This is a genomic window from Pseudotabrizicola sp. L79 (assembly GCF_036553525.1).
Lineage (GTDB): Bacteria > Pseudomonadota > Alphaproteobacteria > Rhodobacterales > Rhodobacteraceae > Pseudotabrizicola.
Map to the genome: position 1 here is coordinate 225,422 of NZ_JAZHDA010000041.1, position 14,503 is coordinate 239,924.

Annotated in this window: 12 protein-coding genes and 1 tRNA gene; 9 read left to right on the forward strand and 4 right to left on the reverse strand. The window is 58.7% G+C overall.

From position 1 onward, the window contains the following. Window positions 1–940 precede the first annotated feature (940 nt). The 3 genes from V3C85_RS03795 (at window position 941) to V3C85_RS03805 (ending at window position 5,817) form a co-directional block, all read left to right on the forward strand. Entirely contained in the window at window positions 941–1,564 is a 624-nt protein-coding gene (locus V3C85_RS03795; RefSeq protein WP_331793749.1) for a hypothetical protein, read from the forward strand. Window positions 1,565–2,189: 625 nt separating this feature from the next. Next, a complete protein-coding gene (locus tag V3C85_RS03800; RefSeq protein WP_331793750.1) occupies window positions 2,190–3,752 on the forward strand; it encodes a hypothetical protein in 1,563 nt (520 codons plus the stop codon). 217 nt (window positions 3,753–3,969) lie between these two features. Next, window positions 3,970–5,817, forward strand: coding sequence for an SLC13 family permease (locus tag V3C85_RS03805; RefSeq protein ID WP_331793751.1), 1,848 nt, complete (start codon window positions 3,970–3,972; stop codon window positions 5,815–5,817). Window positions 5,818–6,089: 272 nt separating this feature from the next. Here the strand turns inward: V3C85_RS03805 and V3C85_RS03810 are convergent, their stop codons facing one another. Next, window positions 6,090–6,869, reverse strand: a complete 780-nt coding sequence (locus tag V3C85_RS03810) for an ion channel (RefSeq protein WP_331793879.1) — start codon at window positions 6,867–6,869, stop codon at window positions 6,090–6,092. 690 nt (window positions 6,870–7,559) lie between these two features. Beyond that, entirely contained in the window at window positions 7,560–8,555 is a 996-nt protein-coding gene (locus V3C85_RS03815) for a 4,5-dihydroxyphthalate decarboxylase (protein ID WP_331793752.1), read from the reverse strand. Between the two features lie 483 nt (window positions 8,556–9,038). Here V3C85_RS03815 and V3C85_RS03820 point away from each other — a divergent pair, with 483 nt between their 5' ends. Then, window positions 9,039–9,701 carry a FadR/GntR family transcriptional regulator gene (locus V3C85_RS03820; protein ID WP_331793753.1) on the forward strand — a complete coding sequence of 221 codons (663 nt, stop codon included), beginning with the start codon at window positions 9,039–9,041 and terminating at the stop codon, window positions 9,699–9,701. 130 nt (window positions 9,702–9,831) lie between these two features. On the opposite strand, the gene V3C85_RS03825 is transcribed toward V3C85_RS03820, so the two are convergent. Next, a tRNA-Leu gene (locus V3C85_RS03825) sits at window positions 9,832–9,917 on the reverse strand. Between the two features lie 286 nt (window positions 9,918–10,203). Here V3C85_RS03825 and V3C85_RS03830 point away from each other — a divergent pair. Next, a complete protein-coding gene (locus V3C85_RS03830; RefSeq protein ID WP_331793754.1) occupies window positions 10,204–10,908 on the forward strand; it encodes a CoA transferase subunit A in 705 nt (234 codons plus the stop codon). Then, window positions 10,908–11,537: a 3-oxoacid CoA-transferase subunit B gene (locus V3C85_RS03835; RefSeq protein ID WP_331793755.1), complete on the forward strand. Its 630-nt coding sequence runs from the start codon at window positions 10,908–10,910 to the stop codon at window positions 11,535–11,537. The genes V3C85_RS03830 and V3C85_RS03835 overlap by 1 nt, the downstream gene beginning before the upstream one ends. A 108-nt stretch (window positions 11,538–11,645) precedes the next feature. Here the strand turns inward: V3C85_RS03835 and V3C85_RS03840 are convergent, their stop codons facing one another. Beyond that, a complete protein-coding gene (locus V3C85_RS03840) occupies window positions 11,646–12,527 on the reverse strand; it encodes a lytic transglycosylase domain-containing protein (protein ID WP_331793756.1) in 882 nt (293 codons plus the stop codon). Window positions 12,528–12,890: 363 nt separating this feature from the next. On the opposite strand from V3C85_RS03840, the gene V3C85_RS03845 reads away from it, so the two are divergent. The 3 genes from V3C85_RS03845 (at window position 12,891) to cpaB (ending at window position 14,366) form a co-directional block, all read left to right on the forward strand. Beyond that, the gene (locus V3C85_RS03845) at window positions 12,891–13,082 is read left to right on the forward strand and encodes a Flp family type IVb pilin (protein ID WP_331793757.1); all 192 of its coding nucleotides are present in this window, start codon (window positions 12,891–12,893) and stop codon (window positions 13,080–13,082) included. A 186-nt stretch (window positions 13,083–13,268) separates the two neighbouring features. After that, window positions 13,269–13,472, forward strand: coding sequence for a hypothetical protein (locus tag V3C85_RS03850; protein WP_331793758.1), 204 nt, complete (start codon window positions 13,269–13,271; stop codon window positions 13,470–13,472). Between the two features lie 63 nt (window positions 13,473–13,535). Next, the gene (gene cpaB / locus V3C85_RS03855) at window positions 13,536–14,366 is read left to right on the forward strand and encodes a Flp pilus assembly protein CpaB (RefSeq protein ID WP_331793759.1); all 831 of its coding nucleotides are present in this window, start codon (window positions 13,536–13,538) and stop codon (window positions 14,364–14,366) included. Window positions 14,367–14,503 lie beyond the last annotated feature (137 nt).

Genomic DNA, 14,503 nt, shown 5'->3' on the forward strand with positions numbered 1-14,503 from the left:
AACGCGGGATCGAGCAAGGTGCAGACATGCCCCCAGACAAGGCGCCCCCCTCACCTGCACCATAAGATCCGGCTGCCGAAGCGTTGATAACGGAGGAAAGATCGCTGCCGTGCCGATGACTGTGACCAAGCACGGGTGGCAAGACAAAGGCCGCATCGTTTTCATCCATGCGTTGCAGATCGGGTCGCGGCACATCGACCGCCAGAGCCTGGCCGCTTGAACTTGGCCGCAGGATTAAAGATCCAAAAACGCTCATCCACACCAGAGAGAACAAAAAAGCGATCAGGATCGACAGCACAAGGACACGCCGACGTCGCCCGCCACGATCTTCGAAGACCGGGTTGACTGCGACCTTTTCGCTTTTCAGCTTGAAGCCGGGCGGAAGCATGACTCTCCTTCAGTATGGCCGCTGCACTGGAAGAATAGCGCTGATGGAGCAGTGTTGTCATCACAATGGGCGAAAATAAGTAGAATCTTTGTCAAACTGTATTCCTCAACAAATCAATCATCAGGATTTGAGAGCATTGTAAATGAAATACCCCAAGTCAAAAATGCGTCGCTCAATCCAAGATTGTAAAAGTTCCACAGTTCACCGCCTGATTGAAAGCTGTGATCATCCTGCGTCGCCCTAAGGAATTGCACCTCAAAACAATCGCTTCGCGTCATGCTCTGCAATGCCGTTCGGTACAATTCAAAGGATTTGATTCAATTTCACATGGGGCGAGGTCTACACCTGGAAATGCAGATAAACCTGGACAGTGCCTACAGGCCGCTAATTGCTGCACAAAAGACCCAAGGCTCAAAGATCATATGAGCTGTAAGATCGTTTCCAATACGCTTAAAACTTGAAACGTTTGAGCCGTCGCAATTAACGATGTTTCAATTAAAAAAGCCAATCCTCAGTCAGGCAAAGACAGCCAGACAAGAAAGGCATCATGACATGAGTAAAACACCCATTGCCCTGATTTGTGTATCGTCCCTCTTTTTTGCAATGCCCGTTTTTGCAGGCGCGGCCCAGTCCGGCCATGCACCACCTTTTGTTACAGCAGAAACGTCTTCCGCCACGACGACTTCAACCGCCATACCTGTAGCGTATCAAACGACTCCTGGACAAACCTTTTCAGTTTATTTGACGGGGTACAGTTTTTGGGACAATACCCCCCCGGGATCGGCGGCAATTGCGCGCCCAGTCCTCCGTAAAAGCGCAGGCGGTACGGGCACATACAATGATCCGATCACAATCGCCGTTGGCCACAGCTTTGCCACCGGCCGTCAAGTCTTGGATTTTCCGCCCGGCACTCGCTTTTACTTCCCAGCCCTGAAACGCTATGCAATCGTTGAGGATGTCTGCGGCGATGGCCCGACACCACAATTCGGCCCCTGCCATGTCGGTCGCAACGGCATGCCTTGGCTCGACATCTATGTTGATGGCAGGCAGGCAGGACAAGCCGCAGCCAATTCGTGCATGCGCCGAATTACAGGCGTGCACAAAGTCATCGTTGACCCTCCAAATGGTTTTCCGGTCGTCAAAGGGGCCCTGACAGAAAGCGGATGCCGAACCTGACCTGGGGCAACAGGCACTTGGGGCAACAGTCAAAACACGCCCCAAGTGGGCAACGGCAACAACCGTAGTGCCGGGCCAGAGATCCTTATTACCCGTGCGTTGTGGACCGAAGATGGAGAAGCGCTTCTTTACCTTTCCGAGAGAGCGCCTCACCCTCGACAACACATGACGTACCTTTCTGTCTGATCAGAAGGTTTTCCGGCGCGATCCTATCGTTGGAATGGAAGGCACCGTGCGGCGCGAATTCGTCTTGGCATCGCCACGACGAGGCAAACCCCAGAAGACTGTCCGTCGTGCAGCCATCGTTTGTAAGGAGCAACTTCCTTTTCCCCGCCAATGCGTCGCATAACGGGTGCCTCGCGACCCGACCACGGGTTCAGCTGGCAAAGGCGTTCATCTTTTTGGCAAAATGGTCTATAAATTGGAAGAAAGCTGTGAAACGATGCAAGTGTGCCCGTTGACACGAAAACAGGGCGGCCTGAACCGTGACTCAGCTTCCTTTTGTCAGTGCAAGGCCATGCAAGTCCTCCTGTTTTCCTAGGGCGGGCCGGGAAATAAAGACGTGAGTGATCGGCCCTTAAAGACTGTGCCCTGCCCCCCAAATCCGCGCCAGCGCTCTGGCGTCATGCGCTGGCCATTGACCCTGTCGGTGCTGATCCCGCTGGCCGCCGTTGCGCAATCGCTTGACCTCACGACCAGTCCCGCCAGCCCACCGGCCGAAAGCTTTGTGAACACCAGCGATCTGGCCACGCCAAATGGCACCGAGGTTTTGGTTGATCTCCCCAATGCCTTTCACTGGTCGCGCTATCAGCGGGGCACCCTTGGGGACTGGACTTATGTTCTTTACCCAGATGGCTCGGCCAAGGTGATGGATGGCAGTGATCGGCCCAGCGTTCACGTCACACTGACTTGCGTCAAAGCCGTGGCCTGCCAGATTACCGGCCAATCCGGGCAGGCCCTGACCATTTCCGCCACCCGAGAGGCCAAGCCCCCGGTGCCCGCCGCCCCTGATGCTCAAGGGGCGGCGATCTATCTTGCCCGCTGGATCTTGGCCGGCACGGGGCCTGTGCCCCCGATACCCGAACCTGCACCAGAACCGGCCGCAGATGCGCGCGACGATGCCTTGGCCACAGCTTCTGCCCCCAACAGCCAGCCGCCCGCCGCTGACAATCCAAGCGACGGCGATGCTGGCGAAGCCGGGCAGCCCGACCCGACGGCAACAGCGGAAAGGGACGATCTGCCACAACCGGCCCCTTTGGCCGAAGATGGCACCCTGGAGGTGGCCGATGCTGCCCCCGATGCACAAGCCGTTGCCGAGGCCAAGGCAGAGGCGCTGGCCAACTTGACCGACCCAGCCTGCCCCGAAACCGAGGCCTTCGTGCCCAATGAGTGCAGCCAGCCCGCCGGGCCCATCGCGCCAGCGGCCCGCCCAGGGGCCGTGCCATCGGCGCCCGCATCGGCCACCCTGCCCGTCACGCCACGCCCCGCCACCGAGGTCGCCCCCAGCCAACCCGCACCCGGATTGTCAGGCTTTGATCTGGCCTGCACCGTCACGGGCACCACCAGTTTGCAAGATGCCTCATCCAATCCCAAATCGCTGCGCTTTGCCAAACCGCGCGTCAGCCTTGGCTGCAACACCAAGCTGACAGACAGGCTGTCGCTGCGATTTTCCCTGGTTGGCTATGGCAATGCCAGTGATCAAGGCAGTTCCGACCCCGATTTCACCTATGCCTTCACCTATCGGCTGAACGAGTCGCTGAACCTTGGCTACAGCAATTACGGCGGCCAGTTCAGCGGCGCCAATGGTAACTTCCTTGACGCGCTGAAGGATGGCGACCTGCGCGCCAACTACAAACTGCCCGTGTTCACATTGCCGAACGGCAAGTCGTTGCCCTGCACCGCAAGCCTTGGCCTGCCAAACCCAGTCAAGGACAGTCTCAGCCTGTCCTGTGGCTATGCTGTCACCGACAGGTTCCGCATCGGCGGCACCATCAAACTTTACGCCCCGGGCGTGCAAGACACCTATCAATCCGACTACAGCTATACCGCCAGCTATCGCATTTCTGACGATTGGGTTTTGTCTTACAGCAATTACAGCAACAACCGCTGGCCGTGGAATCGCGGTGCAGACCCCGGCCCCGGTTTTCTGGGGGGGAACCTTTCGCTGACTTTCAAGTTCAGCCTGTAACCCCGGCAGAACGCCATCCTGCACCTGGGCCCTACACCCCCATGCGGTCGGGCTGGCTTTGACAGCCGGCGCTTTATCACGGATGTTCAATTGCTTGCGGCCTGCCCCGAAACCCAGCCAGAGCTGATGGAAATTGGTGTAGCCTGCGGATCTGAAACCGGCTGACCCCTGTTGGCCGTGCCCCCAACCCCAAGACAGCCCCAGCGGCAGGATGTTCATGACCCCACCCCAGATGATGATCTTTGCCATCCTTGCTGCCACGCTGGCGCTGTTCCTGTGGGGGCGGTTTCGCCATGACATCGTGGCTTTGGCAGCCCTGATGGCCTGTGTCATGGCCGGTCTGGTGCCCGCCGACAGCGCGTTCGAAGGCTTTGGCCACCCGGCCGTGATCACCGTGGCCTGTGTGCTGGTCCTCAGCCAGGGCCTGCAAAATACCGGTGCGGTTGACTGGCTGGCCCGCAGCGCCTTGCCGCGCACGGCAGGGCGGCTGACAGGGATGATCACCCTTTTGGGCCTTGGGGCGGCCCTGTCGGGGTTCATGAACAATGTCGGCGCCATGGCGCTGCTGATGCCTTTGGCGGTGGTGCTGTCTGACCGGCTGAAGCTGACCAATGGTCAGGTGCTGATGCCCTTGGCCTTTGGCACCATTCTGGGCGGCATGACGACGCTGATTGGCACACCACCCAACCTGATCGTTTCGGGCTTTCGGGCCGAGGCTGGTCTGGGCCATTTCGCCATGTTCGATTTTGCCCCGGTCGGTGTGGCCGTGGCCTTGGGCGGGGTGCTGTTCGTGGCGCTTGTCGGGTGGCGCTTGGTGCCGGCCCGCAAGGCTGCCGGGGGCGACGGCTTTGAAACCGGAACCTATTTCACCGAATTGCGCGTGCCACAGGACAGCAAGGCCGTCGGCCTGACGCTGAACGACTTTGAACGCGAAATCGAGGAAAGCGATGCGCAGATCGTGGGCCTTGTGCGCAACGAGGTGCGGATGACGGCCCCTCACGGCGGCCGCCATATCCGCGCGGGCGACATTCTGGTGCTGGAAGCCGAGGTTGACGCCTTGGCCGGGGTCTTGTCGGCCTTTGGCATGAAGCTGGAAGAACATGTCGTCAAAAAGCCGACCGATGCCGCGAAAAAGGCGGCCCTTGGCCTGGACATGGCCACCGAAGACCCCGACGCAGGCCAAGACGACCCGCCCCGCGATGCGGCCGATGCGATCGTGCTGCGCGAACTGGCTGTGCTGCCCGGTTCAACCATTGTGGGCCGTTCCGCCCGCGACCTGCACCTGCGCACGCGCTATGGGCTGAACCTGCTGGCCGTCTCGCGCGAGGGGCGGTCGCCCCGCACCAGGCTGCGCACACTCAAGCTGAATTCTGGCGATCTGCTGCTGGTGCAGGGCGAAGCCGAGGCCGTTTCTGGGTTTACCAACGACACCGGCTGTGTGCCGCTGGGCCTGCGCGATCTGCGGATCCCCGACAAGCGCATGGCGATGATTGCGGGGGCGATCATGCTGGGCTCGGTCGGCGTTGTGACCTTTGGGCTGTTGCCCGCGGCGGTGGCCTTTACCTTGGGGGTGCTGGCCTCGATGGTGGCGCGCACCGTGCCCCTGCGTCAGGTCTATACCGCGATTGACTGGCCGGTGATCGTGCTGCTGGCCGCCCTGATGCCCGTGGCTGCCGCCATGCAAACCACTGGGGCCGCTGATCTGCTGGCGCGTTTTTTGGTGCAGACCGTGGCACAGGGCAATGCCATTGCCGCACTGGCCGTCGTGCTGATCACCACGATGTTCTTGTCAGATGTGATGAACAACGCCGCCACGGCCGCCGTTCTGTGCCCCATTGCCTTGGGCATATCCAACACCTTGGGCGTCAATCCCGACAGCTTTCTGATGGCCGTGGCGATTGGCGCCTCTTGCGCCTTTCTGACGCCGATCGGGCACCAGAACAACACGCTGATCCTTGGACCCGGCGGGTTTCGCTTTGGCGATTACTGGAAACTTGGCCTGCCGCTGGAACTTCTGGTCGTCGCGATCAGCCTGCCACTGTTGCTGATCGTCTGGCCGCTATGACAGTGGCCAGACAGACCCACCGTCTGTTCCTCGACGTTAACGGAAAGGGATCTGACGCCTTACATCGCTCTGTCTCGGCAGCCGCCGCCCAAAGGACGGGCGGTGCCCAGACCAATTTCCTTGGATCACACGGCCCCAAAACCACACACAGACATCGAGCGACGAGTAAGGGCCCTGCCCCCTTCGCTTGCCTGTGATTCACCCCCGACTTGCGTGCCAGAACCATCATGTCGCAAGTAGCAATCGACAGAGCGAAGTCCGGTCGTTGTGCACTAGCCGCTATCGCTACCTTCGGTTTCAATCTTCAAGGGCTCTCCGCAGTGCTTGCAGTGTATCGCATCAAGGTCATGCCGGTTCAGCCCGCATTCCGGACATTTGTATTTGATTTTCGACGGTTGAAAAATGGCTCGGGCCAGTTGCACGAACAAAGCGACACCCACCACCATGATAAACACGGTCAACACCTTGCCACCTGGTGTCGTCATGGTGATGTCGCCGTATCCTGTGGTCGTCAGGGTTGCCACCGTGAAATACAGGGCGTCGATATAGCTGGTCAGACCGGCACCTTCATCGAAGGCTACGACAAAGACCAAGGATGTGGTGACAAAGATAAAGACAAACAGATTGACCGAAGCCAGAATTGCATCTTCGTGCCGACGAAAGAACAAGCTTTCGCGCCTGAGGTCGCGCAGCAGATGATAGGCGTGAATCAAGCGCAGGCCCCGCAAGACGCGCAGAAAGCCAAGGTTTTCGGTAATCAGCGGGGCCAAAAGCAACGACAGGATCACCGCGATATCCGCCAGAGTATAGATCTTGGTTAGATCTCGGCGCCGGTTCTCGGAAATCCACAGCCGGGCCATCAAATCGATCAGGATTGGCAAACCTAGCAAGGTGTTCATCATCGTGATCATAGACGAAGACGGAAGCGCCGCCGTCGCGATGAAGTAAACGATTGTCAGAGCGTCAAAGACAATCAAGCCATATCGAAAGCGCCGAGCTTTACGGCTTTGCCCTGTGTAGAGAAGTCTGATGGTGCGATGCAGATTTTCCATTAAAGAAAGCAACACTTCTGATGAGTGAAAGATATGGCGAAGCTGGCCAGAGGGCACGCTTTCCATCTTTACTGAAATGACGAGGGATTGGAACGGGCGGGCCAAAGTTCAACGACCTGGCTCAGCCAAAGATGCCCTATCGAAAAGGCCGGTCAGCTTATGGCCGTTGCCACCCCGCGGTTCGCCAGCCAAACGCACATGCCCCCTGCCGCTATTTCTGCTGCAGCCAAATCGCTCTATGCACTGATGTATGATCGGGTGTCGTCAGCCAGTTCAGCCTAAATTCTGCCCGCAAAGTAATCGGCGTGATCTGATCAATCACCGGAGGCATGCCACGCGCAACTGCGGTTGGAAAACGGCAAGGCCAAGATCAGACGCATGTTCTTAGCGCAAGGCAAACCCAAAACACGATTGCAGGCATTCAGGTGCCCAGCGCCGCCACGCTTCTGCACGACAATCGGGTTTTCGACCAGGCCCCGGTCCTTCAGAATTCGCGCGAAAGCACCATGACGGCAGGCAAACCACCAGCGCCAACGGTACAGTCAAGCGGGCCCAGTTGTGACTGAATGCCCCAAGCGGAGGCAACTTCGGAGAGTTTGGCCCCGTTCTGTGCGCCAGTTCCACGCGCAAACGATCGTCGAAGCGTTGTAGTCCACTCTTTGATTTGCTTTGCAAGGCTACCAGTGCCCATCAGGTATCAAGCAGGGATATCTCGAAAAGCTCCTCTGGGGACACAAGGCGCGGCGCAAGAAACTGGTCGACAGAGTATCGGCACATGGCTGCGACTTCAGCGCGCGCACCACCAAAACCATAGGGCCAATAATCTGGACCCAGCGCTGTACGCGCACGCTCCATGGATGCATTTAGCCACGGCAGGCTGATGCGGTTGGCCGACCCCAGCCAAACATCGCGCAGGCGCTCCAGCGCCATGTCGCGGGCGCTCGTAAAGCCTTCGTAAAGAGCCTTTGGCAGCCAAGGGTGGGCATCAGCCAGCGAACGACGCAACGCAATCACATGCATGATCGGAAAGAAGCCGGTTCGACGGTGCCAGTCCTGCTCGACACGTTCAAAATCGGGATACACCCGCTCAATCCGGGGGTCGCCCACCAGAAACGCATTCGGTGGATTAGGCGCTAGCAGTCCGTCGATCTCGCCAGCCAAAAGCAGACTCTGAAGCGTCTCACCGTCCTGGATCGGCTTTATGTGCAGATTTGCAGGCGGAGAAAGTGCGAGTCGCTCATGACGAATACCTTTGTCCAACGCCCCCGTGCGCCATGTCACATCTGTGGCAGCCACCCCGTGATCGTCGGCCATGATACCCCGCATCCACAGCGCTGCTGTCATCTGGTATTCTGGCACACCAATCGGACGGCCTGCAAAATCTGCGGGCGTTTCGATGCCACTTCCTGCGCGGCGATAAAAGCCATTGTGCCGAAAGGCGCGGCTGATAAAGGCAGGGATGGCCACATAGGCCGCCGTCCCCCGCGCGACTTGCAGGATATGACTCGACAAGGAAAGCTCGGTTATGTCGAACCGAGCCTCTTGAACAGCAATCGGAAAAAGAGTGCCGGTCGGCAAAATATGCGAGTCAAAAGAGACACCGGGAACGGAAACGCGACCATCATGAACTGGCATGACACGGTCATGATCCCAAGTGGCCAGCGACAAACGTAGAGCTTTTGTCATGTCGAAACACCTACAGTGTGGCAGATCAGGGCAAACCGGCCGCCATTCAAACTCAGATCAATCATGATTAATCCCCCATGATATCGATAATGAGCCATATTGAAGGCATTTCAAGTACCAGTTTGCAAACTCCATCCGGGACCCAGATCGGCGAAATCTGATCGAAACAGATCAGCCTGCGGCGACAGAATGACAACAAAGCCCCTGCTGTTGCAACAACAGCAATCTAAGGCGCCGAACGCACCCCTGCCCCCTGCACCGCAACTATACGCCGCCAACCACGGAGGGAAGCCTGCCCCTGCCAAACTGATGACCAGCCGAAGACGCACCGCGGAACACGCCAGCAAGATCAATTTGGCGCAATCACATTGATTCCAGCGGCCAGAAACGGTAACGTGGCGACGGTGCAGCGGAGAGACAGGTTTGAGTGACCAAGCGTTCGCCTCAGAGTCGCAGGGTGGCAAGCACGCCAAGCTGCATGATGTGTCAGATGCTGCAGCGGTTTCACAATTGCGGGCCTTCATTGCAGAAAGTGGCTTTGCAGCCGGAGATAGACTGCCCCCCGAACGCCAACTTGGCCCCGAAATCGGTCTTCGCCGATCATCCCTGCGCAAGGCGCTTAAGGTCTTGGTTGATGAAGGGGTTTTGTGGCGTCATGTCGGCAAGGGAACCTTTCTTGCCGACAATCCGGTGCAACCCCAACAGAATGATCTGATCGCTGTTGCGCGGGAAATCAGCCCCGCCGACGTCATGCGGGCACGAACAGCGTTTGAGCCGTCAATCTCGCGCGAGGCTGCACTGCATGCGTCGGCGGCAACCATTGCGCATCTGCAAGTGCTGGCTTCACGCACTCGGCGTGCCGCGACATGGCGTGAGTATCAGTTGCTCGACGCAGAGTTCCACCGCGCCATGGCAATAGCTGCGGCCTCTCCCACCCTTTTGGTCCTGTTTGATCAACTCAGCGCATTGCATAGAATGGTGTCGTGGGGAAAAGCCAAGCGAACGGGGCCCAAACCGCCAGACGATCACCCAAGTTTCTTGGAACATGACACCATCATTGCGGCGATCGCGGCCCGCGCACCGGAGGCGGCAGAAGAAGCAATGCGCCACCACCTGATGACAGTCGCCGCAAGACTCGACTTCTGACACCATCAACCGGCAAGCTTCGAGTTCAAGCCAAGGCCTCGGCGCTGTCGATCTTGCCCAAGAAACCATCAAACCTGCATGTTCAACCAAGCGAACACGCATTAGCGACGCAGCTTCACGCTCAGCCAAGTGGTGCGGGCGGTGGGACTCGAACCCACACGGGCATACGCCCCTCAGATTTTAAGTCTGGTCTGTCTACCATTCCAGCACGCCCGCAAAGACGTGTTTCGGGCGCCATTTCGGCCCGCCCCCCCCCCCATTAACGCTGCGAAGGCATGAAAACAATGCGTTACCGGGCGAAATCCCTGAAGGCGTCGTTTCCTCCTTTTGACCCCCGCAACAACATAGCCCAGCGCCGGCGGGGCGAAAGGGGGAACATGCAATTTCGGACTGCTCGCCCGAGCTTCAGGCCCGCATCGCAAGCAAAATGCGCTGCGTTGCGGCAATTGACTTTGCTCCCTATCCTGCCTTTATGTTCTCACGGCTTTGCAGGGAAGAGAGCATGAAGAAGGTATATCCGAACGCGGCAGCGGCGCTGGAGGGGGTGTTGTTTGACGGGATGTTCATTGCGGCGGGCGGGTTTGGCCTGTGCGGCATCCCCGAGCTTTTGATCGCCGCCATCCGTGATGCCGGCACCAAGGGCCTGACGGTTGCGTCGAACAACGCGGGCGTCGATGGCTTTGGTCTGGGCCAGTTGCTGGAAACGCGGCAGGTCAGGAAGATGATCAGCTCTTATGTGGGCGAAAACGCCGAATTCATGCGCCAGTATCTGAGCGGAGAGCTGGAGCTGGAGTTCAACCCGCAGGGCACTTTGGCCGAGCGGATGCGCGCCGGGGGGGCCGGTATCCCCGGCTTTTACACCGCCACGGGTGTGGGCACGGTGATTGCCGAGGGCAAGGATGTGAAAACCTTTGACGGGCGCGACTATATTCTGGAGCGCGGGATCGTGGCCGATCTGGCCATCGTCAAGGCCTGGAAGGCCGATCCGTCGGGCAACCTTGTGTTCCGCAAGACGGCGCGCAATTTCAACGTGCCTGCAGCCACCTGCGGCAAGATCTGTGTGGCCGAGGTCGAAGAGATCGTGCCCCTGGGCAGCCTTGACCCCGACACGATCCACCTGCCGGGCATTTATGTGCACCGGATTGTGCAAGGCAGCCATGAAAAGCGCATCGAGCAGCGCACCACCCGCAAGAAGGAGCAAGCGTAATGCCCTGGGATCGTAATCAGATGGCCGCGCGGGCGGCACAAGAGTTGCAAGATGGCTGGTATGTGAACCTGGGCATCGGGATTCCGACGCTGGTGGCCAATTACATCCCCAAGGGGATCGAGGTCACGCTGCAATCGGAAAACGGGATGCTGGGCATGGGCCCCTTTCCGTTTGAGGGCGAGGAAGATGCCGATCTGATCAACGCGGGCAAACAGACCATCACCGAACTACCGCAAACCGCCTATTTCGACAGCGCACAATCCTTTGCGATGATCCGGGGCGGCAAGATCGCGATGGCGATCCTGGGCGCGATGGAAGTGGCGGAAAATGGCGATCTGGCGAACTGGATGATTCCGGGCAAGCTGGTGAAAGGCATGGGCGGGGCGATGGATCTGGTGGCCGGCGTGGGCCGCGTGGTTGTCGTGATGGACCACACCAGCAAACACGGCGAGTCCAAGGTGCTGCGCGCCTGCACCCTGCCCTTGACGGGCAAGGGCGTGGTGGATCGGATCATCACCAATCTGGGCGTGCTGGATGTGGTTGAGGGCGGGCTGAAGATCGTCGAACTGGCCGATGGCGTGACCGAAGCAGAACTGCGCGCCGCAACCGAGGCGACGCTGGTAAACTAAGGCCAAAGCTGTCGCTGTGGACCAAGGGCTGCTGAGGGGGGCAATGCACCCCCCTTTTGCAAAAGCCGACCTGCGCCCAAGGATGGTGTGAACAGATCATGTGGCCGTTCAGCCGCCCGAGGCGATGACCTTGAACACACATGGGTCTGTGACCAGTTCGGGCGGTGTCTGGCACAGGCCCTGCGCGACCTGCCAGGCCGCCAGCACTTTGGGCACATAATCCCGTGTCTCGGCATAGGGTGGCACGCCATCATTGGCCCGCACCGCACCTTCGCCCGCGTTATAGGCAGCCAAAGCCATAAGTGGGTCACGGTCAAATTCGCCCAAAAGCCAATCCAGATAGGCCACCCCGCCCTTGATGTTCTGCCGGGCCTCAAGCGCGTCAGAGACGCCAAAGCGTTCGGCCGTTGCCGGAATCAGTTGCATCAGCCCCTGTGCCCCGGCCTTAGACAGCGCCTTTTCATTGCCCGCACTTTCCACTGCAATCACCGCCAGCACCAAAGCCGGCGAAACATTGGTGCCAATGGTGGCCGCCAGAATATCCTTGCCATGGGCCGTGGCCATTTCCTGCATCTTTTGCATACGCGGCGCCGCCACAGTGGCCCCCGCCGGGCCACGCGACAAGGTGGCCAGCGCAAGCGGAAAGCGATCAGCCACCGCGCTGCGGCTGGTGGGCACGGTTTGCCAGAACCAATCATAGGCCGCTGTCTTGACCGGCATCTTGGGTGCAGGGGTGGCACCGGGGGCTGCGGCGGGCTGCACGTCTTGGGTGCCGTCCTCGGTTGGCGCGCGGGGTTTGACCTTGGGCGCCAAAGCCAGAAGGCGGGCCTGTTCGACCGGGTCGATCTGCACCGTGATGCGTTTGCCTGCGGCAGAGCCCACCTTGATGCGCTTGAACGAGAAATCGCGTTCGCCCGTCAAACCTTCGGCCTGCGCCGAAACCGACGTGCAGATGATTCCCGCGATGAAAGCGCCTGTGATGAATCGCATCGCTGCTCGATGCCCATGTGTATTTTTCTTTTGGTAAGGCTGGCATGGAATCATGCAAAAAACCATCCCTCCCCCCGCAAATTGCCCCCAATTCTGGCAGTTTCGCCGCAATTGAACGCCCCTTTAGCGCCACCCTCGCCCAGTGCGAAAATTATTACCGTTTAGAATCATATTCTTAACCGATAATTTCCAACTATTTTCGCATGCCAGAAAAAGACCAGATCGCCTCCCAGAAGTTGCCACGATTGAACTGGATAAGAGGGTCATACCGAACGGCAGACGGGGCGGAACAGAGGCCAAACCGAAAGAGACGCCAGACGGTAGGAACGACCAAAGCAACACGTGAAACAAGAGAGACACACCATGAAACTGCTGAACATCTTCAAGAACTTCTCGAAAGACGAATCTGGCGCCGTGACCGTTGACTGGGTCGTTCTGACCGCTGCTGTCGTGGGTCTGGGCCTGCTCGTGATGAGCCAGATCACCCCGGCAATCGACGCTGCTGGCGCCCAGATCACCACCGACCTGCAAAACGCCACCGCTCTGGGCCGCTAATTACCAGATTGAGCGCAGGGCAACCGATGTTGTCCGCGTGATAAAGGGCGCGGTCCGGCTTTCGGGCCGCGCCCTTTCCCTTTCGGCACAAGGCTGAATTGGCTGACTGCAACAAGACGAAGACGGATCAAGAGACACCATTCTGCGGCGATCCATCGACTGCGGACCAGGGACGGAGCAAGACAGATGAAATTCGCCAAGACTTGGACATCTTCGATAGCGCGTTTTGCAAAAAACGAAAGCGGCGCTGTCACCGTCGACTGGGTTGTCATGACAGCAGCCATCTGCGGCATCGGTATGCTTTTGTTCACCCAATTGACGCCGATGATCTTTGAACAGGCCGCCACTGTGATCGCCACGGACATCAACAATGCGGCTTCGCGCCCCTAAGGCGCGCATCAGGAGGGGAACCTTTCATTCCCCGGGTTTGAAAAGGGTATAGTCATGCGTGGAATGTTTGGGCTTGTACTGGTTGCTGGGATCGGCCTCGCCGGATCCGCAGTTTACTTGGCCAAGGGATATATCGGCCAGACGCAATCGGCGCTGGCACAGCAACAACAGATGCTGGCCAAACTGGGTCCGATCACGCAGGTCTATGTGATGAAGGACCAGAAGAATTACGGAGAGCCATTGACCATCGAGGATGTCGAACTGGTCTATTGGCCGAAGAACTCGTTGCCCGAAGGCGCATTTTCCGATGCCGCCGTGTTGTTCCCGCCGGGCACCAATCAAGAACGCTATGTGCTGCGCACCGTCGAGAAGTTCGAACCCGTGCTGCCCGTAAAGATTACCGCACCCGGTGAACCGCCCGGATTGACGGGCCAGTTGGGCAAGGGCATGCGCGCCTTTGCCGTCAAGGTCGATGCCGTTTCTGGCGTGTCGGGATGGGTGCAGCCGGGCGATTTCGTTGACATCACCTGGACTGGCAGCGTCAATGGCATGAGCGGCGATCTGACACGGTTGATCGAAAGCTCGACCAAGGTGATTGCTGTCGATCAGCAGGCCGGGGCATCTTCAAGTGCTACAGTGGCGCGCACCGTTATTGTCGCCGCGACACCATCGCAAGTGGCACGCCTGACCCAAGCGCAAGCCACCGGACGCCTGACCCTGTCGCTGGTTGGTGCGTCAGCCGATGAAATCGACGGTCTTGTCGAGGTTGACCAGAACAGCCTTCTGGGGATCACGCAAGAGGCCGTTGTCGTCACCGAAGAGGCAAAGCGCTGCACCATCTTTCAGACCAAAGGCGGTGAACGGGTCGAAATTGAGATCCCCTGCACGAACTGATCAATGAAAATGAGGACGGGGCGGCACTGTATCTGGTGTCCGCCCTTGCCTCTTTAACGACTGATTGCGGCTTGTTGCAAGTTATCCACATAAGCTTCACCCAATAAGCGTTTGATTCTTGCAAATAAAGGCCTTTG